This is a genomic window from Streptomyces sp. ME19-01-6, from assembly GCF_033793745.1.
GTDB lineage: Bacteria > Actinomycetota > Actinomycetes > Streptomycetales > Streptomycetaceae > Streptomyces.
Genome location: NZ_JARAXF010000058.1, coordinates 1 through 26,763, shown reverse-complemented (window position 1 = coordinate 26,763; position 26,763 = coordinate 1). Strand labels below are relative to the sequence as shown.

At 71.2% G+C, this 26,763-nt stretch carries 27 protein-coding genes and 2 pseudogenes; 14 read left to right on the top strand and 15 right to left on the bottom strand.

What is annotated here, in order from left to right; translation table 11 throughout:
- Window positions 1-151 precede the first annotated feature (151 nt).
- Window positions 152-1,015, top strand: a pseudogene (locus PV419_RS51610) (cryptochrome/photolyase family protein); the annotation flags it as partial.
- Window positions 1,016-1,055: 40 nt separating this feature from the next.
- On the opposite strand, the gene PV419_RS51605 reads toward PV419_RS51610, so the two are convergent.
- The 4 genes and pseudogenes from PV419_RS51605 to PV419_RS51590 all read right to left on the bottom strand — a co-directional run.
- Window positions 1,056-2,312, bottom strand: a complete 1,257-nt coding sequence (locus PV419_RS51605) for a cytochrome P450 (RefSeq protein ID WP_319701035.1) — start codon at window positions 2,310-2,312, stop codon at window positions 1,056-1,058.
- 60 nt (window positions 2,313-2,372) lie between these two features.
- Entirely contained in the window at window positions 2,373-3,803 is a 1,431-nt protein-coding gene (locus tag PV419_RS51600) for an FAD/NAD(P)-binding oxidoreductase (protein ID WP_319701034.1), read from the bottom strand.
- Window positions 3,790-4,056 carry a ferredoxin gene (locus tag PV419_RS51595; protein WP_319701033.1) on the bottom strand — a complete coding sequence of 89 codons (267 nt, stop codon included), beginning with the start codon at window positions 4,054-4,056 and terminating at the stop codon, window positions 3,790-3,792. The genes PV419_RS51600 and PV419_RS51595 overlap by 14 nt, the downstream gene beginning before the upstream one ends.
- Before the next feature lie 96 nt (window positions 4,057-4,152).
- Window positions 4,153-4,592: pseudogene (locus tag PV419_RS51590) on the bottom strand (polyprenyl synthetase family protein); the annotation flags it as partial.
- 215 nt (window positions 4,593-4,807) lie between these two features.
- Here PV419_RS51590 and PV419_RS53700 point away from each other — a divergent pair.
- Window positions 4,808-5,017, top strand: a complete 210-nt coding sequence (locus PV419_RS53700) for a DivIVA domain-containing protein (RefSeq protein WP_415925566.1) — start codon at window positions 4,808-4,810, stop codon at window positions 5,015-5,017.
- Between the two features lie 63 nt (window positions 5,018-5,080).
- On the opposite strand, the gene PV419_RS51580 is transcribed toward PV419_RS53700, so the two are convergent.
- From PV419_RS51580 to PV419_RS51555, 6 genes are read right to left on the bottom strand one after another with little or no spacing between them, the layout of a single operon-like run.
- Entirely contained in the window at window positions 5,081-6,478 is a 1,398-nt protein-coding gene (locus tag PV419_RS51580; protein WP_319701032.1) for an FAD-binding oxidoreductase, read from the bottom strand.
- 22 nt (window positions 6,479-6,500) lie between these two features.
- A complete protein-coding gene (locus tag PV419_RS51575) occupies window positions 6,501-7,625 on the bottom strand; it encodes an ABC transporter ATP-binding protein (RefSeq protein ID WP_319701031.1) in 1,125 nt (374 codons plus the stop codon).
- Window positions 7,615-8,397, bottom strand: coding sequence for an ABC transporter permease (locus PV419_RS51570; protein ID WP_319701030.1), 783 nt, complete (start codon window positions 8,395-8,397; stop codon window positions 7,615-7,617). The genes PV419_RS51575 and PV419_RS51570 overlap by 11 nt, the downstream gene beginning before the upstream one ends.
- Window positions 8,394-9,326 carry an ABC transporter permease gene (locus PV419_RS51565; RefSeq protein WP_319701029.1) on the bottom strand — a complete coding sequence of 311 codons (933 nt, stop codon included), beginning with the start codon at window positions 9,324-9,326 and terminating at the stop codon, window positions 8,394-8,396. Before PV419_RS51565 ends, PV419_RS51570 begins: the two co-directional genes overlap by 4 nt.
- A complete protein-coding gene (locus tag PV419_RS51560; RefSeq protein WP_319701028.1) occupies window positions 9,323-10,480 on the bottom strand; it encodes an ABC transporter substrate-binding protein in 1,158 nt (385 codons plus the stop codon). Before PV419_RS51560 ends, PV419_RS51565 begins: the two co-directional genes overlap by 4 nt.
- 3 nt (window positions 10,481-10,483) lie before the next feature.
- A complete protein-coding gene (locus tag PV419_RS51555) occupies window positions 10,484-11,086 on the bottom strand; it encodes a helix-turn-helix domain-containing protein (protein ID WP_319701027.1) in 603 nt (200 codons plus the stop codon).
- A 325-nt stretch (window positions 11,087-11,411) separates the two neighbouring features.
- Here PV419_RS51555 and PV419_RS51550 point away from each other — a divergent pair, with 325 nt between their 5' ends.
- The 3 genes from PV419_RS51550 to PV419_RS51540 all read left to right on the top strand — a co-directional run bounded on the left by PV419_RS51550 (window position 11,412) and on the right by PV419_RS51540 (window position 14,035).
- Entirely contained in the window at window positions 11,412-12,209 is a 798-nt protein-coding gene (locus PV419_RS51550) for an IclR family transcriptional regulator (protein WP_319701026.1), read from the top strand.
- A gap of 257 nt (window positions 12,210-12,466) precedes the next feature.
- Window positions 12,467-13,546 (top strand): PP2C family protein-serine/threonine phosphatase, encoded by a 1,080-nt coding sequence (locus tag PV419_RS51545; protein WP_319701025.1) that lies wholly within the window; start codon window positions 12,467-12,469, stop codon window positions 13,544-13,546.
- Between the two features lie 48 nt (window positions 13,547-13,594).
- A complete protein-coding gene (locus tag PV419_RS51540) occupies window positions 13,595-14,035 on the top strand; it encodes a hypothetical protein (RefSeq protein WP_319701024.1) in 441 nt (146 codons plus the stop codon).
- Here the strand turns inward: PV419_RS51540 and gdhA are convergent.
- The 3 genes from gdhA to nac form a co-directional block, all read right to left on the bottom strand.
- Window positions 13,963-15,306, bottom strand: coding sequence for an NADP-specific glutamate dehydrogenase (gene gdhA / locus PV419_RS51535; RefSeq protein ID WP_319701023.1), 1,344 nt, complete (start codon window positions 15,304-15,306; stop codon window positions 13,963-13,965). The genes PV419_RS51540 and gdhA overlap by 73 nt on opposite strands.
- Before the next feature lie 63 nt (window positions 15,307-15,369).
- A complete protein-coding gene (locus PV419_RS51530; protein ID WP_319701022.1) occupies window positions 15,370-16,365 on the bottom strand; it encodes a D-glycerate dehydrogenase in 996 nt (331 codons plus the stop codon).
- 176 nt (window positions 16,366-16,541) lie between these two features.
- Complete coding sequence (gene nac / locus PV419_RS51525; RefSeq protein WP_319701021.1) at window positions 16,542-17,474, bottom strand: nitrogen assimilation transcriptional regulator NAC; 933 nt, start codon at window positions 17,472-17,474, stop codon at window positions 16,542-16,544.
- Window positions 17,475-17,672: 198 nt separating this feature from the next.
- Between nac and PV419_RS51520 the strand changes: the two genes are divergently transcribed.
- The 7 genes from PV419_RS51520 to PV419_RS51490 all read left to right on the top strand — a co-directional run bounded on the left by PV419_RS51520 (window position 17,673) and on the right by PV419_RS51490 (window position 24,364).
- The gene (locus PV419_RS51520; RefSeq protein ID WP_319701020.1) at window positions 17,673-18,482 is read left to right on the top strand and encodes a 5-oxoprolinase subunit PxpA; all 810 of its coding nucleotides are present in this window, start codon (window positions 17,673-17,675) and stop codon (window positions 18,480-18,482) included.
- Between the two features lies 1 nt (window position 18,483).
- Window positions 18,484-19,197 carry a 5-oxoprolinase subunit B family protein gene (locus PV419_RS51515; protein WP_319701019.1) on the top strand — a complete coding sequence of 238 codons (714 nt, stop codon included), beginning with the start codon at window positions 18,484-18,486 and terminating at the stop codon, window positions 19,195-19,197.
- Window positions 19,190-20,182, top strand: coding sequence for a biotin-dependent carboxyltransferase family protein (locus PV419_RS51510; RefSeq protein ID WP_319701018.1), 993 nt, complete (start codon window positions 19,190-19,192; stop codon window positions 20,180-20,182). Before PV419_RS51515 ends, PV419_RS51510 begins: the two co-directional genes overlap by 8 nt.
- A gap of 112 nt (window positions 20,183-20,294) precedes the next feature.
- Window positions 20,295-21,611 carry an MFS transporter gene (locus PV419_RS51505; protein ID WP_319701017.1) on the top strand — a complete coding sequence of 439 codons (1,317 nt, stop codon included), beginning with the start codon at window positions 20,295-20,297 and terminating at the stop codon, window positions 21,609-21,611.
- Between the two features lie 101 nt (window positions 21,612-21,712).
- On the top strand, window positions 21,713-22,456 hold the full coding sequence (locus PV419_RS51500; RefSeq protein ID WP_319701016.1) for an SDR family oxidoreductase: 744 nt from the start codon (window positions 21,713-21,715) through the stop codon (window positions 22,454-22,456).
- Window positions 22,456-23,655 (top strand): aspartate transaminase, encoded by a 1,200-nt coding sequence (locus PV419_RS51495; protein WP_319701015.1) that lies wholly within the window; start codon window positions 22,456-22,458, stop codon window positions 23,653-23,655. The genes PV419_RS51500 and PV419_RS51495 overlap by 1 nt, the downstream gene beginning before the upstream one ends.
- A 34-nt stretch (window positions 23,656-23,689) precedes the next feature.
- Window positions 23,690-24,364 carry a 4-carboxy-4-hydroxy-2-oxoadipate aldolase/oxaloacetate decarboxylase gene (locus tag PV419_RS51490; RefSeq protein WP_319701014.1) on the top strand — a complete coding sequence of 225 codons (675 nt, stop codon included), beginning with the start codon at window positions 23,690-23,692 and terminating at the stop codon, window positions 24,362-24,364.
- Between the two features lie 75 nt (window positions 24,365-24,439).
- Here PV419_RS51490 and PV419_RS51485 read toward each other — a convergent pair whose 3' ends face one another.
- Window positions 24,440-24,730 (bottom strand): hypothetical protein, encoded by a 291-nt coding sequence (locus tag PV419_RS51485; protein WP_319701013.1) that lies wholly within the window; start codon window positions 24,728-24,730, stop codon window positions 24,440-24,442.
- 204 nt (window positions 24,731-24,934) lie between these two features.
- On the opposite strand from PV419_RS51485, the gene PV419_RS51480 reads away from it, so the two are divergent.
- Window positions 24,935-25,117: a Scr1 family TA system antitoxin-like transcriptional regulator gene (locus tag PV419_RS51480; protein WP_319701012.1), complete on the top strand. Its 183-nt coding sequence runs from the start codon at window positions 24,935-24,937 to the stop codon at window positions 25,115-25,117.
- On the top strand, window positions 25,114-25,332 hold the full coding sequence (locus tag PV419_RS51475) for a DUF397 domain-containing protein (RefSeq protein ID WP_319701011.1): 219 nt from the start codon (window positions 25,114-25,116) through the stop codon (window positions 25,330-25,332). The genes PV419_RS51480 and PV419_RS51475 overlap by 4 nt, the downstream gene beginning before the upstream one ends.
- A 160-nt stretch (window positions 25,333-25,492) precedes the next feature.
- Here the strand turns inward: PV419_RS51475 and PV419_RS51470 are convergent, their stop codons facing one another.
- Window positions 25,493-26,386, bottom strand: coding sequence for a D-alanyl-D-alanine carboxypeptidase family protein (locus PV419_RS51470; protein ID WP_319701010.1), 894 nt, complete (start codon window positions 26,384-26,386; stop codon window positions 25,493-25,495).
- Window positions 26,387-26,763: the final 377 nt, after the last annotated feature.

Here is a 26,763-nt window from a genome sequence, read left to right as displayed (position 1 = left end):
GATCCCGCCTTCCGGGCCCACCTCCTCGGCGGGCTCCGCCACGTGGCGCGATCACAGCCCTGACCACATCCCGCACCCCCCCCCCCCCCCCCCCCCCCCGCCGCCCCCCCCCGGGGGGGGGGGGGGGGGCCCGGGGGGGGCGGGGCCCCCCGCGCCAACAGCGGTCCGGGTGCCGCCGATCCGCTCCGCCGCCCTGCCCACCGCGGCGTCCCTGGCCCCGGGCGCGGCCTCCCCGGACCTGCCCGCCGGGGGAGAGACGGCGGCCCGCCGCAGGCTGCGGCTCTGGACGGCGGGCCCGCTGGCGGAGTACGCCGAGCGGCAGGACGACCTCGCCGGGGACGCCACCTCCCGGCTCTCCCCCTATCTGCACTTCGGTTGTCTGTCGCCGCTGGAGGTGGCGCGCCGGGCCCTGGACGCGGGCGGGCCGGGGGCCGAGGCGTTCGTACGGCAGCTGGCCTGGCGGGACTTCCACCACCAGGTCCTGGCCGCGCGCCCGGACGCCGCCCACCGCGACTACCGCCCGCGGCACGACCGCTGGCGCCACGACGCGGACGAGGTCGCGGCCTGGTGCGAGGGGCTGACCGGCTATCCGGTCGTGGACGCGGCGATGCGCCAGCTGAAGAGGGAGGGCTGGATGCCGGGCCGGGCGCGGCTGGTGGCGGCGAGTTTCCTGGCGAAGACCCTGTACCTCGACTGGCGCACCGGAGCCCGGCACTTCCTCGCGTTGCTGGTGGACGGCGACATCGCGAACAACCAGCTCAACTGGCAGTGGGTGGCCGGCACCGGCACCGACACCCGCCCCAACCGGATCCTCAACCCGGTCACCCAGGCGCTGCGCCACGATCCCGGAGGGGAGTACGTACGCCGTTGGGTGCCCGAACTCGCCGCCGTCCACGGCTCGGCCGTGCACCGCCCCTGGCGGCTGCCCGACCCGGACCGCGCCGCCCTGGACTACCCCGACCCGATCGTGGACCTCGCCGAGGCGGCGGCCCGCTTCAGGCGGAGCCGCGGCTGATCCGCATCCGCATCCGCGTGCGCGCGCGCCAGCGCCGCGTTCAGGGTTCCCGGGCCGCGCGTACGCCGTCGAAACCGACGGGCAGATGGCGTGGGCCGCGCAGCACCGCGTTCTGCCGGTACGGGGGCGGGTCCTCCAGCAGCCGGGGGTTCTCCAGCCGGCGGGCGAGCTCGGCCAGCGCGAGCTGCCCCTCCAGCCGGGCCAGCGGCGCGCCGTAGCAGATGTGGATGCCGCTGCCGAAGCCGAGGTGCTGGTTGTCCTTGCGGTCCGGGTCGAACCGGTCGGGGTCGGGGAAGCGCCGCGGGTCGCGGTTGCCGGAGGCCAGGAGCAGCCAGACGGCCGCGCCCTTGGGGATGGTGACGCCCGCGATGTCGATGTCGGTGAGCGGGGTGCGCTGCGGCAGCATCTGGACCGGGGGCTCGTAGCGCAGCACCTCCTCCACCAGCGGGACGGCCAGACGCGGATCGTCGTGCAGCCGCTTGAGGACGTCCGGGTGGCGCAGCAGGGTCAGCATCCCGTTGGTGATCAGGTTGACGGTCGTCTCATGCCCGGCGATCAGCAGCAGCACGGCGGTGCTGACCAGTTCGGAGTGGGTCATCCGGCCGTCCGGGCCGTCCCCGTGGACGAGCGAGGAGAGCATGTCCTCGCTCGGTGCGCGGCGGCGCTCCTCGACCAGTTCGGACATATACATGCTCAGTTCGCTACGGGCCTGCCGGAAGGCCCGGTGCCGCTCGGCCACGTCCGCGGGGTCCGCGGCGGGGTCGAGGCTGGTGAGCAGGGTGTCGGTCCAGGCGTGGAAGAGCGGCTCGTCCGCGCGGGGCACCCCCAGCAGCCGGCAGATCACGGTCACCGGGAACGGGTACGCGAAGTCGTCGACCAGGTCGACCTGGTCGCGGTCCTGGAAGTCGTCGATGAGGTCGGAGACGATCCGGGCGAGCTCGCCGCGCATGTCGTGGATCCGCCGCGGGGTGTGCGGCGGCCCGAACGGGTACGTCGCGAGCCGGCGCAGCCGGTCGTGCTCGGGCGGGTCGAGCCGCAGGAAGCTCGGCGCCAGGCTCGGGTCGTCCTCCTCCTCGGCCACGGCGAGCACGGTGGCGGCGTCCGGGTCCAGATTGCGGGGATCCGCGCTGAGCCGCGGGTCGTGCAGCAGGCCGTGGATCTCCCAGTACGTGCTGACGAGGTACGGGCCGCCCTCGTCCCGCAGCACGGGCGTCTTCCGCAGCTCGGCGTACACGGGGTAGGGGTCGGCGCGGTTGGCGTAGTCGGTGATCTGCCGCAGAAACGTGCCATGCGTCATGACGGAGAGTCCTTCCGGGTGGGGGGTAGGGGGCGCCCAGGGTGATCCACAAGGCACCCTCTAGACCCGGGCGGGGGTGAAGACGATCCGCCGGTCGGTCGGCGAGTAGCCGCTGAGGGTCACGGTCGGCCCGTGGGTCGGCAGGGAGGGGTCGGGGAAGTCGGCGGGGACCGGACGCAGCCCGTCGGGCCGCCGGTCCACGGAGCGGAAGGACGGTGGGAAGGGCGCGGCCGTCTCGATCTGCCGCCGGTAGAAGTCGAGCCACTTGGACTGGTCGAAGGTGACGGCGGCGATGACACGGCCCTGGTAGCCGTAGACGCCGGTGAAGCTGCGCTCGGCCAGCGCCCCCTGGGCGATGAGGATCTCCTCGCCCATCGAGGGCACCCCGACCGACTTGATGTTCACCCCGAACTGCGAGGACCAGAAGGCGGGGACCCACAGGTGAGGGCGGCGGTCCGGACCGGCGCTGATCATGTTGTGCGCCGCGACCTCGGCCTGCGCGACGGCGTTGCCCCAGTGTTCGAGGGACAGGAACTGGTAGCCGAAGAGCGGATGCGGGGACCGGGCGACGTCCCCGGCCACGAACACGTCGTCGGTGACCAGGCCCCGGGCGTCGAACGCCCGGCACCCGGCGTCGCACGCGACCCCCCGGGGCCCGGCGCCGAGCCCCGACCCGGCCAGCCACTCGGTGTTGCGGACGGCGCCGAGCGCGACCACGGCCAGGTCCACGTCGAGGGCGGTGCCGTCGGACAGATGGGCGCGCCGCAGCCGCCCGGCCGCGTCGCCCTCAAGACCGGTGACCATGACCGAGCAGCGCAGATCGACGCCGTGCGCCCGCTGCAGCTCCGCCGTGACCTGGCCGATCACCCCGCCCAGGGCGCCCACCAGCGGCGTCGGGCCGCGTTCGGCGACCGTGACGGGCAGCCCCAGCTCGCGGCAGGCGGACGCGATCTCCGAGCCGGTGAAACCGCCGCCGATGACCAGCACCCGCCGGGGCCCGGCCATGAGCCGCCGCCGCAGCCGCGCCGCGTCCCGGCTGGTGCGCAGCACGAACACGCCGTCGAGCTCGGCTTCGGCGGGGTGCGGCCAGGGGCGGGAGCGGACGCCGGTGGTGATCAGCAGCCGGTCGTACGGCACCTCGTCGCCGTCGGCCAGCCGCACCCGCCGACCCGTCAGGTCCAGCCCCGTGGCGGCGGTCCCCAGCCGCCAATGGGCCTGGATCGCCCGGCGCCGGGGCAGCGTCGTGCGGTCCGCGGCCGCGCCGCCCACCAGCACCTGCTTGGACAGCGGCGGCCGGTCGTACGGCTGGTCGGGCTCGTCGCCGATGAGGGTGAGCGAGCCGGTGAAGCCCTCCTCGCGCAGGGTCTCCGCGGCCCGTAGACCGGCCAGGGAGGCGCCGACGATCACGATCCGCCCCTCGCGCCGCAGCCGCGCCAGGCCGTCGTCGCCGCGGTGGCCGCCGCTCGCGCCGCTCTGGTCAGCGGTGGGCATCGAGGGCCGCCGGGGGCAGGTCGTCCACCGCGTCGTTCACCACGTCGTCGACCGCGTCGTCGACCGCGTCGTCGACCAGGATCGCCTGGACCGGGCAGGCGGCCACCGCACCGGCCACCTGCTCACGGCGCGCGTCGTCGACGCAAGGGGCGTACCGCAGCGCCTCCTCCCCGTTCAGGGCGAACACGTCGGGCGCCAGAAAGACGCACTGCGCGTACCCCTGGCAGCGGTTGAGATCGACGACAAGCCTCATCGGCCCCGTCCTTCCACACCAGCTCAGCGGCCTTCTCCCCGGCCAGCATGGGCGACGCGGCCCGCCGCCGCGCGCACAGCCGGGCCAAAGGAGTGGTCAGAGCGCGCGGTCGACGAGGAACGGCAGCAGGGCCAGGAGTTCGGCCGCCGCGGTCGGGGCCGGGGGGACGGAGGCCAGGTGGGCGCGGGCCGCGTCCAGGTGGTGGCGGGCCTCGGCGAGGGTGGCTGCGCGGCCGCCCGCCTCTTCGACGAGCTCGGCGGCGCGGCGGACGGCGGCGTCGTCCGGGTCGGTGCTGAGGAGCGCGGCGAGCTCGCGGGCGGCTGGGCCGTCCGCGGGCAGGGCGGCCAGGACGGGCAGCGTCTTCTTCCTCCGGCGCAGGTCGCGTGGACGGGCTTGCCCGTGACCTGGGGGTCGCCCCACATGCCGTCCAGGTCGTCAACGGCCTGGAAGGCCACGCCCACATGCCGTCCGGCCCGGTCCAGCGCGGTGACGACCGGCTCCGGAGCGCCCGCGAGCAGGGCGCCGAGGGCCGCGGCATCGCGGACACCATTGGCGGCAGAGCGGGCCGAGTCGGTCCTCCATCCCGTCCCGGTACGCCTGGTGGATCGGCCCATCAGGACCTCGAACGTCTCCTGTCGGCGGACAGGGTCTACGCTGTGGGCCGGTCACCGCATGATCTTCAGCCTTCACACACCGCGGTGATCGACGGTGGCCGCACCCGTCTTCCTACCGGGTTGGAGTGGTACTCGCAGTGTCGAAACCGTCTGACTTCCGTGGCTTCGATGTGGCGTGGCGGGGCTACGACCGCCAGCAGGTCGACCGCTACCTCAAGGCCCTGTCGGAAGCCGACTCGCCGGTCGGCCCACCTCCGTTCCAGATCGTGCGGCGGGGCTACGACCGCCAGCAGGTTGACGTACGCATCAGAGACCTCCTGGCGGACAGAAACATCAGCAATACATGACCTATTAGCTCGCAGGCGCTCCGAGCACGACCTGGCCCGGAGGTGAACCGGGGCCGGAGGAAATCAGTGCCGGCCGGTGATCGTGTCGGCCAGCCGCGCGAAGGTCGACGTGCGCTCGTGGCGGGTGCTGCCCTCGCTGAGGTCGGCGATCCGGTACAGGCCGTACATCGCGTACGAGCCCAGCCAGCGCAGCGGCTCCGGTTCCCAGCGCGGGGAGGTCCGGCCCGACCAGGGCAGGCGGGTGTAGCGGGTGTCTTTGCCGGTCACGAGGTCGGCGAGGGTCCGGCCGGCCAGGTACGAGGCTGTCACGCCCTGCCCGACGTAGCCCCCGGCGTGGCCGAGGCCCGATGCCGGGTCCCAGACCACCGAGGGTGACCAGTCGCGCGGTACGCCCAGCGAGCCGCACCACGCGTGGGCGAGCTGGAACCGCACGTCGGGCCACAGGCCGCGCAGGACCCCTTCGAGCTGGCCGATGGTCCAGCGGTCCAGTCGACCGTCCCGGTCGAGTCGGGAGCCGAAGCGGTACGGGAGGCCGCGGCCGCCGAGGGCGATCCGGCCGTCGGCGGTGCGCTGGGCGTAGAAGTAGGTGTGCTGGGCGCCGGAGAGGGCCTCGCAGCCGGACCAGCCGATGTGCTTCCAGTCCGCTTCGGACAGCGGCTCGGTGATGACCATCGAGCTGTTCATCGGCAGCATGTCGCGGCGACGGCCGGGCAGTTGCGCGGTGTATCCCTCGGTCGCGCGCAGGATGTGGCGGGCGGCGACGGTGCCGTGCGGGGTGCGGACCCGTCCGGGGAGGATGTCCAGGGCCGGGGTGCGCTCGGCGATCCGGACGCCGGCGGCCTCGACGGCCGAGGCGAGGCCGGTGACCAGCTTCCCGGGGTGCAGCCGCACGTTGTGTGGGCTGTACACGGCGCCGAGCACCCCGTCGATGCTGATCCGGCCCGCCGTCTCGGCCGCGGACAGCAGCCGTACGTCGTCCTCGGTCATGCCCCAGGCGCGCTCGGCGGCCACCGCCGCCCGGAGCCGGGCCAGTTCGGAGGGGGTGCGGCCGATCGTCAGATAGCCGCCGTGCACGGCATCCACGTCGACGTCGTGATCGGCCATGATCCCGAGGATCTCGTCGAACGCGCCTGTGGCCGCGCGCCGCAGGTCGAGCACCGCCTCCCGGCCCCCGGGGCCCTCGGCCATATGGCGGGAGAGCCCGATCATCTTGCCGGAGAGCCAGCCGCCGTTGCGGCCGGAGGCGCCGTAGCCGACATGGCGTGCCTCGACGACGAGGATCGAGGCGTCGGGCAGCGCCTGGCGCAGCCAGTAGGCGGTCCACAGCCCGGTGTATCCGGCGCCGACGACGCACACGTCGACCGTGGTGTCCCCGTCCAGCGGGGGCCGCTCGGGGCGTTCCACGTCGCGTTCCGAGCCGGCCGTGTCCTGCATCCAGAAGGAGACCTGACCGTTGATCACGTCAATTGTCCTTAAGAGAAAGTCACTTGTCGGGGACCACGGCGGAGACGGCCGGGTCCCAGGTGGCGAAGCCGGTGTCGCCGACGCCCAGCCCGGAGGCGGTGCCGGGGCCCTCCCGGACCAGCCCGGTGGGCCCGCCGGGCAGTTCGACGGTCAGCTTCCGCGAGTGGCCCAGATAGGTCTCGTCGCGCACGATGACCGGCACCCCGGCCCGGCCCGGGGCCGGCTCCTCGGCCGACAGCCGTAGCCGCTCGGGGCGGATCACCACCACGGCGTCGCCGCGCACCGCGTGTCCGCCCGGGAGCGGGATGCCGTACGCGCCCGCGTGCAGCCGCTTGGGGTCGTCGGGGTGGACGACGCCGCGCAGCAGCGTGGACTCGCCGAGGAACTGGGCGACGAACAGCGACTCGGGCCGCTCGTACAGCTCCTCGGCCGTGCCCACCTGCACGATCCGCCCGTCGTTGTAGACGGCGATCCGGTCCGAGAGGGTGAGCGCCTCCTCCTGGTCGTGGGTGACGTAGAGGAAGGTCGTGCCCACTTTGCGGTGGATCTCCCGGATCTCCTCCTGCAGGGCCTCGCGGAGCTTTTTGTCCAGCGCGCCCAGCGGCTCGTCCATCAGCAGCACCGGCGGCCGGTAGACGATGGCCCGGGCGAAGGCGACGCGCTGCTGCTGGCCGCCGGACAGCTGGGCGGGGCGGCGCCGCTCGAACCCCTCCAGCTGTACGGTCCGCACCGCCGCGCGCACCAGCTCGCGGCGCTCGCGTTTGGGCAGGCGCCGCTGTTTCAGCGGGAACTCGATGTTGTCCCACACGCTCAGATGCGGGAACAGCGCGTACCCCTGGAAGACCATGCCCATCTCGCGCCGGTGCGGGGGCACGGAGTTCAGCGGCTTGGCGTCGACCAGGATGTCGCCCGAGGTCGGCGGGACAAACCCGGCGATCATGTTGAGCGTGGTCGTCTTGCCCGAGCCGCTGGGGCCCAGGAATGTCATGAACTCGCCCGGCTCGATGGTCAGATCGACGCCGCGCACGGCCTGGCTCGACCCGTACGTCTTGGTCAGGCCGCGCAGTTCGATGGCGGCCCCGCTGCGCTTGAGGTCAGCGGGCTGGCGGCCAGGAGCCCCGCCGCGCTTGAGGTCAGCTGACACGTCGCCTCCGGGATTGTGCGAACAGCGCGATCGCGATCAGCGCGCTGGTGAAGCAGATGATGAGGGTGGCCGCGGCGGCGATGGTGGGATCGACGTCGCGCTGGATGCTGCTGTACATCCGCACCGGCAGGGTCTCCAGATAGGGGCTGGAGATGAACATGGACACCACGACCTCGTCGAAGGAGGTCACGAAGGCGAACATGAACCCGGACAGCAGACCGGGCGCGATCACCGGCAGGGTGACGGTGAGGAATGCGCGCCCCCGGCTCGCGCCGCAGATCTCCGCCGCGCGCTCCAGCGTGGTGTCGAACCGCGACAGCACCGAGGACACCGGGATGATCACGAACGGCAGGGCGAGCACGGTGTGTGCGATCAGGAACCCGGCGAACGTCCCCACCAGCCGCAGCTGCAGGAACAGGGCGTAGAGGCCCACGCCGAAGACGACCGTGGGCACCAGCATCGGGGCGATCAGCAGCGCGCCCGCCGCGCCGCGGCCCCGGAACCGGCCGCGGGTCAGGGCGTAGCTCGCGGCCGTGCCCGCCACCGTGGCCAGGACCCCGACGAGGGCGGCGATCTGCAGTGAGTTCAGCAGATCGGCCACCCAGCGGCTGTCCGAGAAGAAGGTGTCGTACCACCGCAGGGACCAGCGCTCGGGCGGAAAGGCCAGCGAGCGCTGTCCGGTGAAGCTGAGCGGGATGACCACCAGCGTCGGGGCGACCAGCCAGAGCGCGACCAGCGCGCCGAAGATCTTGAGGGGGATTCGCCTGCTCACAGCTCCAGACCTCCCGTGACCCCGGCCGACTTGCCGGTCACCCGCTTGGACACCCAGGCCGTCACCGCGAGCAGACAGCCGGCGGTGAGCAGCAGCGCCACCGCGAGTGCCCCGCCGCGGCCCCAGTTCAGCAACTCGCTGATCTGCGTGTACAGCGCGTTGGGCAGCAGCTCCTGGCGGGGCGAGCCGAGCACGGCGGGGGTGATGTAGAAGCCGAGCGAGAGGATGAACACCATCAGCGACCCGGCGAACACCCCTGGCAGCGACAGCGGGACGAAGACCCGCCAGAACGCCTTCCAGGGCGGCGCGCCGCAGATCATGCCGGCCTGCACCACCCGCCGGTCGATCGAGCGCATCGCGTTGAACAGCGGCAGCACCATGAACGGCATCAGGATCTGGCACATGCCGATCAGCACGCCCGTGGTGGTCCCGAGCAGATGCGTCCTGCCCAGGCCCAGCGCGTCCAGGACGGTGTTGAGCACGCCGTGGTCCTGAAGGATGATCACCCAGGCGAAGACGCGCACCATCAGGCTGGTCCAGAACGGCATCAGTACGGCCAGCATCAGCAGCCCGCGCAGCGCCGGTCCGGACAGGGTCATCAGATACGCGTACGGATAGCCGAGCACGAGGGTGATCAGCGTGGCCACGGCGGCGACGGTCAGGGTGCGGCCCAGCACCTCGAGCGCGGTGGCGTCGTGCAGCAGCCAGGAGAAGTTCTGCAGCCCGGTCTCCGGCTGGGTGACGCTGCGCACCACGATCGTGGCGACCGGGTAGACGAAGCCGGCCAGCACCAGCAGCGCCGTCGGCACGATCAGCAGCCAGCGCCGGGAGCCCGGGGCCCGCTCCGCGGTGGCGGAGGAGCCCCGGGCCTGCCCGCCCGGCCGGTCGGCGGGCCGGCCGGGCGTGGTACCGGGGGAGAGCGCTGTCATCGGTTCAGCCAGTCGGTCCAGGCTGTGGACAGCTTGTCCCGGTTCTTGCCCCAGTAGGTGAAGTCGGGGGTGATGGACTGCTGGAGCACCTTCTCCTGCGTCGGGTCCAGCTTCTTGGCCTGCGGGGACAGCGTGGGCTTGGAGTTGATGTTGACCGGCGCGTAGCTGGTGTACTCCGACTGCCTGGTCTGCTGCTCCTCGCCGAGCGCGTAATTGATCAGGCCCATCGCGGCCTTGGTGTTCTTCGAGCCCTTCGGCACGGCGAACACGTCGTACAGGATGAAGCTGTTGTTCCACACCGGGCGGAAGTTCGCGCCGTTGGCATTGGCCTCGTAGATGCGGCCGCTCCAGGCCATCACCATGTCCGCCTGGCCGGATTGCACGATCTGGGTCTGCTGGGCGCCGGTCTTCCAGTACGTGAGGTCGGACTTGATGCCGTCCCACTTGCGCAGCGCCCGCTTGGTGTCCAGCGGGTACAGCTTGCTCGGGCCCACGCCGTCGGCCAGCAGGGCCGCCTCGAAGATGCCGGGGGTGGGGGTGGGGCGGCCGTCGACGGCCCGCTTGCCCGGGAACTTCTCGGTGTCGAAGAAGTCCGCCCAGGTGGTGGGCGGGTTGTCCCCGTACTTGTCGGCGTTGTAGTAGAGGCCGTAGCCGTAGATCAGCGAGGGGACCATACAGGGGGACTCGGGCGTCTGGTCCGGCAGCTGGCTGGTGTTGATGATCTTGTAGTCCAGCTTTTCGTACAGCGTCTCGCAGTTGGCGGCGGCGTCCCACGGGGTGGTGTCGACCACGTCCCACAGCACGTTCTTCGAGGTCACCTGGGCCTTGATCTTGGCCGGGTCGGTGGGGCCGTCGGTGAGCACATCCGCGCCGGAGTCCTTGCCGAACGGTTTGACGAACGCGCCCTCCTGGCCGTCCTGCATCCCGCCGCCGTACGACACATAGGTCATCCGGACGCCCTTGAGCGCGTCCTTCTTGACCGTGCCCGCCGGCTGGCCGACGAGATCGGCCGAGTCGGCGTCCTTGCCGGGTCCCCCCTGCGCGCAGCCGGCCGTGAGCAGCACGCCGACGGTCGCGAGAGCGGTCCCGGTCAGAGCATGCCGCCGGGCCCGGGCGCCGTGGAATGCTCCGGAGAGTGGGGATCGGGGGGACATCGGCTACTCCTTGTCGCCGGGCTGTATGGGGCCCAGCACCCAGTGAACGACGGACAGGGCATCGGTCTCGTTGACGATGCGGTGCGGCTGCCTGGAGTCGAAGTCCAGGCTGTCTCCCTCGCCGAGTACGAAGCGCTCGGTGTCGAGCTCCACGGTCACCTGGTTGGTCAGCACCACGACCACCTCGTGCCAGCCGGGGTGGCTGTACTGCTCGTCCCCGGTCGAGCCCCCCGGCGCGAACTCGGCCTCGTACACCCCGAACCCGGACAGCGGCTCTCGGGTGAGCGAGGTCTTGCGGCCGCCGCCGACCCAGGGGAGTTCCGGCCGGTCCTGGGCGCGCAGGGGCGTGGGGCCGATGGCCGAGGTGTCGAACAGTTCGGCCATGGTGATGCCGAGGGCGGAGGCGATGCGCGCCAGCGTCGAGATGGAGGCGCTGCTGCGCCCGCGCTCGAGCTGGCTGAGGAAGCTCCCGCTGACATCGCTGCGCTCCGCGAGGGCGCGCAGCGACATCCGGCGCAGGCGCCGGAAGGCGTGCACCCGTCTGCCGACGTCCGACTCAGGACGCTCGGCGGGCGGTTCGGGGGCGGACTTCGGTTCGGCGGACACTTGAGCTCCGGGCGGGGTGGGAAGCGGAAGTGATCGACGGGAGGGGAACGGAGAGCACGATGACACGGGGTCAACTGATGTGACAAGGGCTACTTAACAAAAACCTGCATGTGTGAAGTAACCGTGAAGCAGACGTAGTTGAGGTGAGTTGAGGGGCGCGGCCGGTGGTCATGTGCCTGTCATGTTCGCACCGCAGGTCACGGCCCCGGTCGGGGGCCCCGGCTACCGCTGGGAGGTGCCCCCTCCCAGCGGTGGCCGGGGGAGAACCGAGCCGCAAAAAGGGCCAGGCCTTGCCTGGCCCGCGCACCCGGCGCAAGCTGGACTCATGAGCGCCCAGGCGGCCCCCACGCTCATCACGTCCGTGCAGCGGGCCCTCCGCCTGCTGGAGGCCGTCGGCGCGCACGAGGGCGGTGCGCCGGCGAAACAGCTCGCACGCGAGGTCGGGCTGCCCCTGGCCACCACTTACCACCTGCTGCGCACGCTGTGTCACGACGGGTATGCGCGCAAGCTCGACGACGGCGGGTTCGTCGTCGGGGACAAGGTCGACGCCCTGCGCGCCGGAAGCCGCGGCCAGGCGCTACTGACCCGCGTCCGCCCCACCCTCACCGCTCTGCGGGACGACCTGTCGGTCGCCGCGTATCTGACCTTCTACGAGGACGGCGAGATCAGGGTCGCCGGCATCGTCGACAGCCCGCGGGCGCCGCGCGTCGACCTCTGGGTGGGGTTCGGGGAGGCGGGACACGCCACCGCCCTGGGCAAGTGCGTGCTGCGCGAGCTGGACGCCGAGTCCCGCGGGGACTATCTGTCCCGGCACCCGCTGGCCGACCTCACCCCCCGGACCATCACCCGCCGGGACGAGCTGCTCCGGCGGCTCGAGGCCACCCCGGTCGGCGCGCCCGTCCTCGACCGCGAGGAGTACGCCCTCGGCACGGTCTGTCTCGCGGTGCCCGTCTACAGCGGGGAGACGCTGGGCTCGCTCGGGGTCTCGCTGCGGGTGGACCCGTCCTCGCGCCTGTCGCGCCTCGGGGCTTCGCTCATCGCGTCCTCGCGCATGGGCGAGATCCAGGACCGGCTGATTCCGGCGGGGAAGCGCGTGACCAGGGGTCTTTCGCTGGGTGTCTGAAAGTCACTATCTGAAATGCGGGCCCTTGTGGCCATCGCCCGGACTCCTGTTCTCTAGAAGGCACGGACATCACGGGCATCACGGACATTCAGGTGTGCGTGTCTGCCACGAGCGGAAAGAATTCAGACCCGGACATGAGCCAGGCCCGTGACCATCACCATGGCCATCGGACGAAACGGCAGCCCACCCGGCGGCCGGACCCGGCATCCTGGGCGGCCTCCTTGGACCAGTCCCGCTGCGGTGCGTATATCGCGGTCATGGTGACCGCGGTGACCACTTCCCTGGTCGCGCTGCTCGTCTTCCTCGGCGACGCCGGGATGAGCTGGCTTCCGCTGCTCGCCGTGGGCCCCGCGCTGGCCGCCGCCACCTGCCGGCCCTGGGGCGTGCTGCGCATCGGCTTCCTCGCCACCGCGCTGGGCGCGGTGCTCGGCGCCCGGTCCGGTGAGCCGGTCCGCCAGCAGGCGGTCACGCTGGCGGCGCTGGTCGCCGTCACCCTCGCGAGCGCGCTGGCCAGCCTGTTGCGCAGGCGCCGTGAGCGGGTGCTGGCGGCCGTCCGCTCGGTCGCCGAGACCGCCCAGAACGCCCTGCTCAAACCGGTGCCCGCGACGGTCGGCCCGTTCCAGGTGGCCGTGCGCTACAGCGCCGCCGCCGCGGAGGCCCGGATCGGCGGCGACCTGTACGCGCTGGTGCCCACCCCGTACGGCGTCCGGCTGATCGTCGGCGATGTGCGCGGCAAGGGGCTGCCCGCGGTCGGCACCACCGCGCTGGTGCTGGGCGTCTTCCGCGAGGCCGCGTACGACGAGCCGGACCTGCTGGACGTCGTCGAGCGGATCGAGCGCAGCCTGGCCCGCAACCTCGGCCCCGACGACTTCGTCACCGCCGTGGTCGCCGGATACCCCCAGCCGGGCCGGATGGAGGTCGTCAACTGCGGCCACGCCCCGCCGCTGCTGGTCAGCCGCGCGGGCGTCACGGCGGTCGAGCCGACCCAGCCGGCCCCGCCGCTGGGCCTGCGCTCCCTCGTCGACCGCCGCCCGGGACTGCAGACGCTGTCCTTCTCCGACGGCGACCAGCTGCTGCTGTACACCGACGGGGTCACCGAGGCCCGCGACGGCGGCCGGGCGTTCTACCCGCTCGCCGAGCGGGTGGCCCGGCACGCCTGCGACGAGCCGTCCCGCACCCTGGCCGCCCTCCACGACGACCTGCTGGCACACGTCGGCGGCCGGCTCCACGACGACGCGGCGCTGCTGCTGCTCCGCAAGCCTGCCGTCGTGAACCCGGTCGCCGTGGACCCGGTCGCCGCTCCGCCCGTGGCCGCCGACCCGGGCCCCGGTCCCTGAGGCGTTCAGGGCCGGGCGTCGGTCAGGACCAGCACATCGGGGCCCGCGATGTTCGTCTCGTTCCAGGAGACGGCGACCACGCCGTCCCCGGCGTGCGACGGCCGCACCCTCGCCACCACCGGCGCCGACCGTACGGTGCGGCTGTGGGACGTGCGGACCGGCCGCGCCCTGCGCGCGCTCAAGGGCCACACCGACGGCGTATGGGCGGTGGCGTTCAGCCCGGACGGCCGCACGCTGGCCACCGGCAGCGACGACGAGACCGTACGGCTGTGGGACATCGACCCGCGCCGGCCGGCCGAGGCGATCGGCAAGCTCTGCGGGATCGTCGACGGGACCTCACCCGGCGGGAGCGCTCGGCCTGTCTGCCGGACCAGCCGTCCGGCCGGTGTGCCCGGCCTGACGAGCCGGCGTCGGGCTCAGACCACGCCGTGCGCGGCCATGGCCTCCGCCACCCGCAGATATCCGGCGACGTTCGCGCCCAGGACGTAGTCGTCGGGGGCCCCGTACTCCTCGGCGGTGGCCCGGCACAGCGCGTGGACATCGGTCATGACGGCGGCGAGAGAGGCCTCGGTCTGCTCGAAGGTCCACCGGTCGCGGGCGGCGTTCTGCCGCATCTCCAGCGCCGAGGTGGCCACCCCGCCGGCGTTGGCGGCCTTGCCGGGGCCGAAGAGCACCCCGGCCTCCCGCAGCACCTCGACCGCCGCCGGGGTGCAGGGCATGTTCGCGCCCTCGGCCACGGCCAGCACGCCGTTCTTCGCCAGCGCGACCGCGTCCTCCTCGTTCAGTTCGTTCTGGGTGGCGCAGGGCAGGGCGATATCGCAGTCCACCTCGAACACCGAGCCTCGGTCGGAGAACACCGCACCGGTCCTGGCCCGGGCGTAGTCGCAGATCCGCGCCCGGCGGGCCTCCTTGACCTCCTTGAGCAGGCCCAGGTCGATCCCGCCCGGGTCGACCACATATCCGGAGGAGTCGGAGCAGGCCACCACCCGGCCGCCGAGGGCGTGCACCTTCTCGATGGCGTAGAGGGCCACATTGCCGGAGCCGGAGACCACCACATCGCAGCCGTCGAGCTGGCGGCCGCGGGTGCGCAGCATCTCCTGGGTGAAGTGGACGGTGCCGTATCCGGTGGCCTCGGTACGCGCGTGCGAGCCGCCCCAGCCGACCCCCTTGCCGGTCAGGACTCCGGCCTCGAAGCGGTTGGTCAGCCGCTTGTACTGGCCGAACAGATAGCCGATCTCGCGCGCGCCCACCCCGATGTCCCCGGCCGGCACGTCGGTGTGCTCGCCGATGTGCCGGTGCAGTTCGGTCATGAAGGACTGGCAGAAGCGCATGACCTCGCCGTCGGAGCGCCCCTTGGGGTCGAAGTCGGCGCCGCCCTTGCCGCCGCCGATGGACAGCCCGGTCAGCGCGTTCTTGAAGATCTGCTCGAAGCCGAGGAACTTGACGATGCCCAGGTTGACGCTGGGGTGGAAGCGCAGGCCGCCCTTGTAGGGGCCGAGCGCGCTGTTGAACTCCACCCGGAAGCCCCGGTTGACGTGGATGTCCCCCAGGTCGTCGACCCAGGGCACCCGGAAGACGATCTGCCGCTCCGGTTCGCACAGCCGCTCCACGATCCGGGCGTCGAGATGGTCCGGATGCGCGCGGAGCACGGGCGCGAGGCTGTGCAGCACTTCGCTCGCCGCCTGGTGGAACTCCGCTTCCCCGGGGTTGCGGCGCACGATCTGCGCGTACACGGACTCGATGCGAGCGGTGACGTCCATGGGTGCCCTTTCCGGCCTTTCTGCTCAATCACGTGAGCTGTTCTGCGAGCGTTCAGTGAGCCGTCAATTCCGTGCGCCGGGGGTGGGGGAGCTGCCCGGCAGCGGAGTGCGCGCCGGTCGCCCGGCGAGTACCTCCAGGACGTTGTCCACCGCGAGGTCCACCATGGCGGCACGGGTGGCCTCGGTGGCCGAACCGAGGTGCGGGAGCGTGACCACATGGGGTTCGCCGACCAGCGGTGACAGCTCGGCCCCCATGGGCTCGCGTTCGAAGACGTCCAGGGCCGCCGAGTGGATGACACGGTCCCGAACGGCCTGGAGCAGGGCATCTTCGTCGACGATGCCCCCGCGTGAGGTGTTGACCAGTGTGGCAGTGGACTTCATGGAGGCCAGTTCCGCCGCGCCGATGAGATGGCGCGTCTGCGGGGTGAGCGGGATGTGCAGCGAGATCACGTCGGCCTCGGCGAGGAGGGTGGGCAGGTCCACGGCCCGGGATTCCGGATCGGCGGCGACCGCGGGCGCGTACGGGTCGTGGTGCAGCAGCCGCATGCCGAATCCCCGTGCGCGCCGGGCGACGGCCCGTCCGATCTGGCCGTAGCCGATCAGGCCGAGCGTGCTGCCGTGCACATCCAGGCCCAGGCAGTCGTCCATCCGGAACAGGTCCCACCGCCCGGCGGCCAGCGCGTCGCGGGCGGCGCCGAGCCGTCTGCGGGCCATGAGGATCAGGGCGAAGGCGAGGTCGGCGGTGGTCTCGGCGAGCACGCCTGGGGTGTGGGTGACCACGACGCCGCGCGCCGCCGCCGCTTCCCGGTCGACCGTGTCGTACCCCATGCTCGCCAGAGCGACGACGCGCAGCGCGGGCCCGGCGGCGTCCAGCAGGGCGGCGTCCACTCGATCGTTGCCCAGGGCCAGGATCGCGGCCGCGCCCTCGGCCCGTTCGGCCAGTTCCGCCGGGCCGGGCTTGTCCGTGCCGGGCCGGCACACGACCTCCGCCCGGGACGCCAGGCGGGCCAGCCCCCCGCCGGGGAGGTCGGCACGGGTGACGAGCACACGCTGCTTCATCTATTTCTCCAGTGCTTGTACCGCGTTTCAAGCGTTTTTCGCGCTTTACGAATCGGACGATGTCGATGTGCGGAAAAACGTTAGTCAGCGTGCGGCTCGGCAACCAATAGATGTTTTGCGTGACGCGATCGGCAGTCGGAATACCTGGCCCTGATCAGGCTCTGATCAGGCTCTGATCAGGCCGCGGAGGAAGAGTGGGAATCCCCCTCGCCGAAGTCGGCGATCAGCTCATGGAACAGGTCGTGCACGGCATGGGCGGGCTCCGACAGCGGCTGGTGGTCGGAGGTACACAGGGACAGTTTGACCCGGATGGCCGGGTTCACTATCCGGCGCACCACCAGGTGCCGTACGTCGAGGATGGCGCGCGCCGCCGACCAGGGCAGCACCGTCGCCCCGAGGTCGGCGCCGACGGCGCTGACCAGCGTCAGCACCGACTCGATCTCGCCCACCACCTTCGGCTGGAGCGAGGCCTGCTGGAACGCGGCCTCGACGACCTGGCGGATGGTGTGGATGCGGCTGGGCAGCAGCAGAGCCACGTCGGCCAGCTCCTCGAGGGAGACGTCCTCGCCCCGGGACGCCGGCCCGGCGCCGCCCGGCGCGGCGATCAGGAACAGGCCCTCGGTGCGCAGCGGCTCGAACTGCACGCCCCGCAGCGGGCCGGCCCCGTAGATGAAGGCCATGTCCATGCGGCCGGTCATGATCGCCTCGCTGATGACACCGCCGAAGTTCTCGTTGATGTGCAGCAGGATGTCGGGATAGCGCTCGCGTACGGTCCGCAGCAGCGGCAGCGCGAGCGCCGCGCCCATGCTGTACGGGGCCAGGCCCACGGAGACGCTGCCGGCCGGCGCCCGGCCGGACACATCGACCGCCGAGTGGGCGAGTTCGACCTGGCGCAGGATGAGCTGCGCGTGCCGGTACAGCGCGCGGCCCGCCTCGGTCGGCGCCACCCCGCGTTTGCTGCGGATCAGCAATTGCTGTTTGAACTGCGCCTCCAGCATGGAGAGTTGCTGGCTGAGGGCAGGCTGCGCGATATGCAGGATGTCGGCCGCGCGCGTGATGCTCCCGGCATCCACGATCTTCACGAACGAGTAAAGACGCCTGGTGTCCATGGGCGAGCCTCCAGCCTGGGCGGAGCCTCATGGTAGGGGTCGCCGGGCGGCCCGGACCGTGGCGTGTACGCACCCGGGTCATATCCAGCGGCGATCACGTCACACACAACGTGTATTTGCCGCTTCGTGTCGCCGGTATTACGTTCACCCAAACACCGATTCCCCAATTCTCTTTCCCCAATTATTCGGAAGGACGTCATGACGAATACGGTCGATCTCGTGGCCGACCTCGGCGAGGGATTCGGCGCGTACACCATGGGCGACGACGAGGCGCTGTTGAACGTCCTCACCTCGGCGAATATCGCGTGCGGATTCCATGCCGGCGATCCGAGAATCATGGACGCCACCGTCCGCCACTGCGTCGAGCGCGGCGTCGCCGTGGGCGCCCACCCCAGCTTCCCCGATCTCCTCGGATTCGGCCGCCGCGCGATGGACCTGACGCCGGACGAGGTCCGTACCGACACGCTCTACCAGATGGGCGCGCTCCAGGCGTTCGCGGCCGCGCACGGCACCCGGGTACGGCATATGGCACCACACGGCCGCCTCGGCAACCTGGTCGCGACCCGGCCTGACTACGCGGCGGCGGTGGCCGATGCCGTCACCTCCTTCGACCCGTCGCTGATCGTGCTGGCGCAGGACGGAGCGCTCGCCGAGGCCGCGCGCGCCCGCGGCCTGCGGGTCGGCATCGTCGGGATCGCCGACCGGGCCTACCGCGACGACGGCACGCTGGTGCCGCGAAGCGAACCCGGCGCGGTGATCCACGACGGAGCGGAGATCGCCGCGCGGACGGTCCGGATGGTGACCGATGGCGTGATACGCGGCGTCGGCGGCCGCGACATCCCGGTCGTATGCGACACCGTCCTGCTGCACGGCGACACCCCGGGAGCCATCGCGCTCGCGCACCGCGTCCGGGAGGAACTGCTCGCCGCGGGGGTGCGGATCGCGCCGCTGACCGAGGTGCTGGACGCCAAGGCCGGCGGGGCTCGGGTCGCCGATGGGCGCGTCTGACATGGACGGCAGCGTCGTGATCGCGGACTGCGGCGATTCGGCCGTCGTGGTCAAGGCCACGGAAATGGACGGCGACCGCGCCTGGCGGGTCGTACACGCCCTGGCCGACGCGATCGAGGCGGCCCGGCCCGGCGGGGTCTACGGCATCGTGCCCACCTACGACTCGCTGCTCGTCGAGTTCGACGCTCTCCGCACCGACCACGAGACGATCCGGCGCACCCTTCGGCACGAGGCCGACCGGCTCGGCGCGGGCTCCATCCGGCCACCGGCGGCCAGACGGTTCGTGGTCCCGGTGGTGTACGGGGGCGAGCACGGCCCCGATCTGCCCGTCGTCGCCGAGCAGCTCGGGCTGACCGAGCGGGAGGTGGTGGAGCTGCACTCCGGCGCGCCGCTGACGGTCCGCTGCTTCGGCGCCCCGGCGGGCGCCCCGATGACCGACGGCCCGGCGTTCCCCCGGCCGGTCCCCAGGCTGGCCTCGCCGCGGACCAGCGTCCCGCCCGGCTCGATAGCGGTGGCCGGCCGACAGGCCGTGATCTGCCCGATGCGTTCCCCCGGCGGCTGGCCGTTGCTGGGACGTACCCCGCTGCGCGTTCTCGACCTCGACTCCGAGCCGCTCACCCCGTACCGGCCCGGCGACACCTTCCGGTTCGTACCGATCTCCCCCGAGCAGTGGGACGACCACGCCGGCGCGCCCCTGGCGGCGGCCCATGACTGACACCCTGACCGTCCACCGGGCGGGGATCTCGGTGGTGCAGGACCTCGGGCGGTTCGGGCACTCCCGCTACGGCCTGCCGGTCAACGGCGCGCTCGACCAGCACTCCGCCCGCGTCGCCAATGTGCTGGCCGGCAACGACGAGGGCGCGCCGCTGATCGAGATCACCGCCCTGGACTTCAGCGCCACCCCGCGGACCGACGTGCTCATCGCGGTCACCGGCGCCCCCGCCGACGTGACGGTCGCAGGCCTGCGGCGACCGCAGTGGGAGCCCGTTTCGGTGCGGTCCGGGGAGACGATCAGCATCACCGGTATCCGGTTCGGGATCCGGGTGTACCTCGCCGTGCTCGGCTCGGTGGAGGCTCCGTCCCTGCTCGGCAGCTGCGCCCCCGACACGATCATCGGGTTCGGGCGCTCGCTGCGCGACGCCGATGAACTGGTCCTCCGTACGCACTGCCCGCCGGTCGACCACCCGGTCTTCGGTATCCCGCTGTTCCGCATGGGCGCCCCCGTACCGCGCTTCGGCGAATCCTGGACGATCGACGTGACCGACGGCCCCGACCTGGCGGAGTTCGGCGACTCGTTCGACCGGCTGTTCCGGTCGGAGTTCACCGTGAGCCCGCGGAGCAACCACATCGGGCTGCGCATGTCGGGCGACGTACCGCGGCGGGTGGCGCGCGGCGAGGTGCTGTCCCGGGGAGTGCCGGTCGGCGCGGTCGAGGTCCCCGCGGGCGACGAACTGCTGGTGCTGCACCGCGGCCGCGGTGTCACCGCCGGCTACCCGGTGCTCGCGGTGGTGACCGCGACCGGCCTGTCGGCGCTGGGGCAGGTCAGGCCCGGCCAGACCGTCCGGTTCCGGCGCCGGACGGTCGCCGACGCGGTGGCCGCCCACCGATCCCAGCGCCACGCCGTCCATGCCCTGCGAACCCGCGTGCGCGCGGTCTTCGACGCCCTGCGCATCCCCGCCCCCGCCCTGCCCGTTCCCTGAGCCTGCTGCTTTCCCCCGCCCTGCCGCCCTGCCTTCCCCCATCGGCAGAAACCCCCCACACCCGCCCCCGCTGTAGCACCCCGTCCCCGCTGCCAGTACAAAGGAGACAGCCATGAGTACCGTGGCCGCTCAACCGGCACCCCAGGTCGTCGACCAGAGAACCGCGCGGAAAGTCACCCTCGCGGGCTGCGTCGGCATCTTCGCCGAGCTCTACGACAACGGCATCTTCGGCTTCATGGCCGGCACCCTGGGCGCCGTCTTCTTCCCGGACGCGACCAACGCCGTCCAGGTGCAGCTCGTCTTCCTGGGCTACGCCGTCTCCTTCTTCTTCCGGCCCCTCGGCGCCGTCATCTGCGGACACCTCGGTGACCGCATCGGACGGCAGCGCATGCTCGTCTTCGTCATCCTGCTGATCAGCGTCGCGACCGCGGCGATCGGCCTCCTGCCGACGTACGCGAGCATCGGCATCGCGGCTCCCGCCCTGCTCATCCTGCTCCGCGTACTCCAGGGCTTCTCGGTCGGCGGTGAGGCGTCCGGTGCGATGAGCTTCCTGGCCGAGCACGCCCCCGAGGGCAAGCGCGGCCTCTACACCAGCTACGCCCAGATCGCCTCCTTCCTCTCCCTGCTCACCGGAACGCTGATCGCCGCCGGAATGACCAGCGGCCTCGGCGCGGAGCGCATGGAGTCCTACGGCTGGCGGATCCCGTTCCTGCTGGCCATTCCCCTGGGGATCACCGGCATCTACATCCGCAAGCGGATCAGCGACACGCCGAACTTCACCCGCCTGAAGGAAGAGGGCGGCCTGTCGAAGAACCCGCTCAAGGAGGCGTTCTCCTCCGCCGAGCACCGGCGCGCGATGGTCCTGGCCCTCTTCATCCCGCTCATGAACGGATCCGGCTACTACGTGCTGTTCAGCTACATGCCGACGTTCATGAACACCGAGCTGCATTTCAGCAAGGTGCAGGGCCTGCTCGTCACCGCGACCAGCCTGGTGGCCATCTCCGCGGCCATCCCCTTCATGGGCGCGCTGTCCGACCGGATCGGCCGCAAAAAGGTCCTCGCGGGTGCCGCGGTCGCCATGGCGGTCGCCGGAATTCCGTGTTACCTGCTCATCGGGACCGGAAACGTGGCGCTCGCCATCCTGGGCGCCTGCGTCATGGCGGTCATCTTCGCCGGCCACACGGGCGTCATCCACATCCTGCTCGTCGAACTCTTCCCCACCCGTCTGCGCTACTCCGCCTACGGCCTGGGGTACAACATCTCCTCCGCCCTCTTCGGCGGCACCGCACCCCTGCTGATGACCTACCTCATCAGCCGCACCGGGAACGTCAACATGCCGGCCTTCTACGCGGTCGTCACCGCCCTCGGCACGCTCATCGCGGTCTCCCGGGTGCAGGACAGGGCGCACCTTCCGCTGCGCGACGCGTAGGCCTCTGCGGGGAGCCCCCTCCGGGCGCTCCCCGCATGGGCCCCCTCCGGGCGAAAAGCACCGACCAGAACCACCCATCTCTCCCCCAGGAGCACATCCCCATGCCCTTCTCCGACTACCGGACCGCCCTGGTGACCGGTGCCTCGACCGGGATCGGCGCGGTCGTCGTCGAGCGGCTGACGAAGCAGGGACTCGAGGTCCACGCCGTCGCCCGCAACGCCGGCCGCCTCGACGACCTGGCCCGGCGCACGGGCTGCGTACCGCACGCCGTCGACATCACCGACACCGCCGCGCTCACCGCGACTCTGCGCGGCATCGACGTCGACATCCTCGTCAACAACGCCGGGGTCTCCCGCTCCGGAAACATCCTTACCGCCGACGAGTTCGCCATCGACGAGCAGATCGCGGTCAACATCCAGGCGGTGCTGCACCTGGTACGGCTGATCATGCCGGGGATGGTCGAGCGCGACCTCGGGCACATCGTCAACATCAGCTCGATCGCCGCCGTCTACAACTTCGGCGGGAACACCATCTACCACGCCACGAAATCGGCCGTGCACACCCTCTCCCGCCAGCTCCGCGTGGACGGATACGGGCGCCGTATCCGCGTCACCGAGATCTGCCCCGGCCGGGTGGAGACCGAGATCTTCGGCCGACTCCTCGGCGACATGGAAGCGGCCCGGCGCCAGTACTACGACGGCTACGAATCGCTGAAGCCGGAGGACATCGCCGACGCGATCGAATTCGCCATCGCCTCGCCCCGCCATGTGAACATCGGCCACGTGGAGATCCTGCCGACGTTCCAAGTGCCGGGCGGACTCAACTTCGAGAGGCGGGCCGACTGATGCGCACGGCCCAGCGCGTGGCCCGCGTCAAACCGTCGCCGAGCACCGCCGCCGCCCAGCGCGTACGCGAACTCAAGGCCCAGGGCCGCGACATCCTCGACCTCACCGTGGGCGAGCCCGACTTCGACACCCCCGACCACGTCAAGGACGCGGCGATCGAGGCGATCCGGCAGGGCGTCACCAAATACACCCCGGTCAACGGCACCCCGCAGCTGCGGGCCGCCATCGCGGACACCTTCGAGCGGCGGCACGGGCTGCGCTACCCGATCGACCGCATCACCGTGGGCGGCGGCGCGAAGCAGATCATCTTCCTCGCGCTGGCGGCCACTCTGGACGCGGGGGACGAGGTCGTCATTCCCGCCCCGTACTGGGTGTCCTATCCGGACATGGTGCTCGCCAACGACGGCACCCCGGTGATCGTCCCCTGTCCGGAGACGGACGGATTCAAGCTGACCCCCCAGCGGCTGGAATCCGCCATCACCGCCCGGACCCGCTGGATCATCCTCAACACCCCCAGCAACCCGACCGGCGCCGCCTACACCGCGGACGAACTCCGCGCGCTCGCCGGCGTACTCCTCGCCCACCCTCAGGTGCAGGTGCTCACCGACGAGATCTACGACGAGATCTGGTACGAGCCGGGCCAGGTCACCAGCCTGGCCGCCGTGGAACCGCGGCTGACCGACCGGGTCTTCCTCACCAACGGCGTCTCGAAGTCCTACGCGATGACCGGCTGGCGGATCGGCTACGGCGCGGGCCCCGCCGAACTGGTCACGGCCATCAACACCCTCCAGTCGCAGATCTCCTCCTGCCCGTCGTCCATCAGCCAGGCGGCCGCCGCCGCCGCGCTCACCGGCGACCAGGACTTCGTACGCCGAACCGTCGCTGTGTACCGCGCGCGCCGCGACCTGACGACCAAACTGCTGGGTGACATCCCGGACCTGTCCTGCACCCCGCCCAGCGGTGGCTTCTACGCCTTCGTCAACTGCGCGGCCCACCTCGGCAAGCGGACCCCGTCCGGCGACGAGATCTGCACCGACGAGGACTTCGCGGCCTACCTGCTGGAGTCGCACCACGTAGCGGTCATCCACGGTGCCGCGTACGGCTCTCCGGGGTACTTCCGCGTCTCCTTCGCGACCTCGGACGACGTCCTCACCGAAGGCTGCGAGCGCATCGGCCGCGCCTGCGCCGACCTCTCCTGAGCCGACCCTCTGAATGTCCCCTGAACGGAGCCCCATGATCCGCGTCAAGACCACATTCGACCGGCCCGATCCGGCGCTGGTCGACCGGCTCGCCGCCTACTCGGCCGCCACGATCCACGAGGCCCAGGGCCGCCTCGGCGCCCTCGCCTCGGCGATCAAGCCGGTCGACCCCGAGATGTCCCTGTGCGGCCCGGCCTTCACCGTCCGCTGCGCCCCCCGCGACAACATCATGCTCCAGGTCGCCATCGCCCACGCCCGCCCCGGCGACGTCATCGTGGTGTCCGCCGGCGACTACGCCGAAGCCGGCTCCTTCGGCGACGTCCTGGCCAACGCCTGCGTGGCCAAGGGCCTGGGCGGTCTGATCACCGACACCGGCGTCCGCGACACACGGGAACTGCGCGCGCTCGGCTTCCCGGTGTTCTCCCGCAGCGTCTCCATCAAGGGCACGGTCAAGGAAACCGTCGGCCCGATGGCCGAACCCGTACTGATCGGCGGCGAGCTCGTCCGCCCCGGAGACGTGGTGCGCGCGGACGCCGACGGGGTCGTGGTCGTACGACGCGAAGACCTGGCGGATGTCGTCCGCAAGTCGCAGGAGCGGGTCGACGCCGAAGAGACGTACATCGCCGCCTACCGCGCCGGGAAGAGCGTCATCGAGGTCAGCGGTCTTGAGGCCGTGCTCAAGGCGAAGGGCCTCGTGATCGACGAGTAGGAGTGGCCGTGGGGCCTGGCTCAGCCGAGCCGGGCCGCCGACCCGTCGCGGACCCGGGGTGACAACGCATTTGCCCTACGGGATGAAGTGAACCTTTACGTTCGCCCAGCCATCCGGACTCACGTACTGCCACATGCCGACCTCGTCAGCCGAGAGCATTGCTTCGGAATACAGGGCTGCGACGAGGAATCTCCAGGGCTCGTCTCTCTCGGCGGTTTCGTTGTGCGCCTGGTCCCGTAGCGACTTGTCGGCGGCTTTGAAGATGGCGGTGCGGATCTCGAAGTACCGCGTGTGGTCGGCCTTTCCCGTGGTGACGCCGGACGCGCTGATGAACGTCCATTCGGCGTGCCAGGGTCCATCTGCCATGGGAGGCACTCCGGCGAAGTCCTCTGTGTCGGTCAGGGCGGCTGATCACGCTGTGCCTCGTTGGCGCTGGGCGTGAAGCTGCGCGATGGCCCGTAGTTGCCGCCGCTCGTACTGCGTGGCGGGGCGCACCGAGGCACAGTGGCGAGTCGGCTACCGCAGGCCGCGCGAAGAGGATGTGAATTTTGGGGCGGCGTGTTGACGTTGATGACCCTCGATGACGACGTCTCGGTCGCCTTCGAGGAAGGTATCGACACCGGGACGCTTCTGGAGGGCACGGAGAACGTCACCATCCGCCAGCGCGCATACGATCTGCTCAGGTCCCACGCGCTGTCGCCGCGCGAGACGGCAGCGTTCATCCGGTCGGAATTGGAGAACTACGCCGTATGAGAACTACCCCTGACCTCTCCCGCGCGGAGTGGGTCAAGTCCAGCTACAGCAACGCGAACGGGGGCGGCTGTGTCGAGTGGGCACCCGCGTACGCCGCCTCCGGCGCCATACCTGTCCGTGACTCCAAGACCCCCCACGGTCCGGCGCTGGTGTTCCCGGCGTCGTCCTGGTCGTCGTTCGTCGCGGCGGTCCGGGGCGGAGAGTTCTCCGCCTGACGCCTGCGGCAACCAGCCAGTGAAGCGAGCGGCCCCCGGAAATCGGGGGCCGTCATCGTATCCGGGCACTGCTCCGGCTGCTCGCCCCGCCACGGCACGACAAGGGCCCGCCCGCGACCGGTGTCCTCCGGTCGCGGGCGGGCCCGATGCCTGTTCGGTGTTACTTCGCGAAGCCGTAGTTCAGCAGCTTCTTCGCGTCCGCCGTGCGGTTGTCCACCGAGGAGGAGGCGAGGACCGTGCCGATGACCGTCTTGTTGTTCCGGGTGGCGGCGAAGACCAGGCAGTACTTGGCCTCCGGGCCCGAGCCGGTCTTGACGCCGATGGTGCCCGAGTAGGTGCCCAGCAGCGGGTTGGTGTTGGTCCACTCCATGTAGCGGTAGCCACCGCTCTTCGTGGTGACCTTCTGCTTCGTCGACTTGGTCTTCACGACCGTACGGAACGTGGAGTACTTCATCGCGCTGCTGGCGAGCTTGGTCAGATCGCGCGGCGTCGAGTAGTTCGCGCCGTGCCCTATGCCGTCGAACGAGTCGAAGTGCGTGTTCGTCAGGCCCAGGTTCTTGGCGGTCGTGTTCATCTTGCCGATGAACGACTTCACCCGCGCGGCCCGCGTGGACCCGGTGCCGAACTTGTCGGCCAGCGCGTACGCCGCGTCACAGCCGGACGGGAGCATCATCCCGTACAGCAGCTGGCGGACGGTGACCTTGTCGCCGACGATGAGCTTGGCCGACGAGGCCCAGTTGTTGTCGACGATGTAGTCGCTGTAGGCCTTCTGGACCGTGACCTTCGCGTCCAGGTTGAGATTCGGCTGGGCGAGTACCACCCGAGCCGTCATGATCTTGGTGGTGGAGCCGGTGGAGAGGCGGGTGTCCGCTTTCTTGGTGTAGAGGGACTTCCCCGTGCCGTTGTTCATCACGAACCCGCCCTTGGCGGTGATCGTGGGAGTTGCGACCGTGGCGGCCTGCGCGGGGGCGAGCGCCCCGGCGGACAGGACGGCTCCCGCGGCGATGACGGCCACGGCGGATACGCGACGAATGCCCTTGATGCCGGTTTTCAAGACTGATACTCCAAATGCCCCTGCGGGGCGGCGATATGAGAGTGCCGCTTGCTCAAGAGACGCATGAGACAGGCCAATGGATGTGCCTCCGCGACAGTAGCCCATCCGCCCAACGGGTTCACCGCCGGTGTCACCGTGCCTCACAGGGGGTGTGGGACGTCTGTGTCATCATTCCGACAATGGCGTGATCTGGTCTATGACGAAGTGATCGCGGCAATGTCTCGTTCGGGACTGGGGGCGCAGGGGGAGCGCGGTGGCGGAGCATGACGGGGCGGCTTCGGGTTCAGCCGGTCCGAAGCCGGGTGATGGCTACAAGATCGAGATTGCTTCGGTGCGTAGGGTGCTGACTCCGTTGGAGGAGTCGGTGGTCGCCGCGC

What these genes read in the sequence shown, in the direction of transcription:
- PV419_RS51515 (WP_319701019.1), top strand. Translation starts at nt 18,484, where the DNA reads ATGGACGGCAGCGTCGTGATCGCGGACTGCGGCGATTCGGCCGTCGTG.
- PV419_RS51520 (WP_319701020.1), top strand. Translation starts at nt 17,673, where the DNA reads ATGACGAATACGGTCGATCTCGTGGCCGACCTCGGCGAGGGATTCGGC.
- PV419_RS51530 (WP_319701022.1), bottom strand. Translation starts at nt 16,365, where the DNA reads ATGAAGCAGCGTGTGCTCGTCACCCGTGCCGACCTCCCCGGCGGGGGG.
- PV419_RS51605 (WP_319701035.1), bottom strand. Translation starts at nt 2,312, where the DNA reads ATGACGCATGGCACGTTTCTGCGGCAGATCACCGACTACGCCAACCGC.
- PV419_RS51490 (WP_319701014.1), top strand. Translation starts at nt 23,690, where the DNA reads ATGATCCGCGTCAAGACCACATTCGACCGGCCCGATCCGGCGCTGGTC.
- PV419_RS51550 (WP_319701026.1), top strand. Translation starts at nt 11,412, where the DNA reads ATGAGCGCCCAGGCGGCCCCCACGCTCATCACGTCCGTGCAGCGGGCC.
- PV419_RS51475 (WP_319701011.1), top strand. Translation starts at nt 25,114, where the DNA reads ATGAGAACTACCCCTGACCTCTCCCGCGCGGAGTGGGTCAAGTCCAGC.
- PV419_RS51540 (WP_319701024.1), top strand. Translation starts at nt 13,595, where the DNA reads ATGTTCGTCTCGTTCCAGGAGACGGCGACCACGCCGTCCCCGGCGTGC.
- nac (WP_319701021.1), bottom strand. Translation starts at nt 17,474, where the DNA reads ATGGACACCAGGCGTCTTTACTCGTTCGTGAAGATCGTGGATGCCGGG.
- PV419_RS51510 (WP_319701018.1), top strand. Translation starts at nt 19,190, where the DNA reads ATGACTGACACCCTGACCGTCCACCGGGCGGGGATCTCGGTGGTGCAG.
- PV419_RS51505 (WP_319701017.1), top strand. Translation starts at nt 20,295, where the DNA reads ATGAGTACCGTGGCCGCTCAACCGGCACCCCAGGTCGTCGACCAGAGA.
- PV419_RS51485 (WP_319701013.1), bottom strand. Translation starts at nt 24,730, where the DNA reads ATGGCAGATGGACCCTGGCACGCCGAATGGACGTTCATCAGCGCGTCC.
- PV419_RS51560 (WP_319701028.1), bottom strand. Translation starts at nt 10,480, where the DNA reads ATGTCCCCCCGATCCCCACTCTCCGGAGCATTCCACGGCGCCCGGGCC.
- PV419_RS51595 (WP_319701033.1), bottom strand. Translation starts at nt 4,056, where the DNA reads ATGAGGCTTGTCGTCGATCTCAACCGCTGCCAGGGGTACGCGCAGTGC.
- gdhA (WP_319701023.1), bottom strand. Translation starts at nt 15,306, where the DNA reads ATGGACGTCACCGCTCGCATCGAGTCCGTGTACGCGCAGATCGTGCGC.
- PV419_RS51565 (WP_319701029.1), bottom strand. Translation starts at nt 9,326, where the DNA reads ATGACAGCGCTCTCCCCCGGTACCACGCCCGGCCGGCCCGCCGACCGG.
- PV419_RS51545 (WP_319701025.1), top strand. Translation starts at nt 12,467, where the DNA reads ATGGTGACCGCGGTGACCACTTCCCTGGTCGCGCTGCTCGTCTTCCTC.
- PV419_RS51500 (WP_319701016.1), top strand. Translation starts at nt 21,713, where the DNA reads ATGCCCTTCTCCGACTACCGGACCGCCCTGGTGACCGGTGCCTCGACC.
- PV419_RS51495 (WP_319701015.1), top strand. Translation starts at nt 22,456, where the DNA reads ATGCGCACGGCCCAGCGCGTGGCCCGCGTCAAACCGTCGCCGAGCACC.
- PV419_RS51480 (WP_319701012.1), top strand. Translation starts at nt 24,935, where the DNA reads ATGACCCTCGATGACGACGTCTCGGTCGCCTTCGAGGAAGGTATCGAC.
- PV419_RS51600 (WP_319701034.1), bottom strand. Translation starts at nt 3,803, where the DNA reads ATGCCCACCGCTGACCAGAGCGGCGCGAGCGGCGGCCACCGCGGCGAC.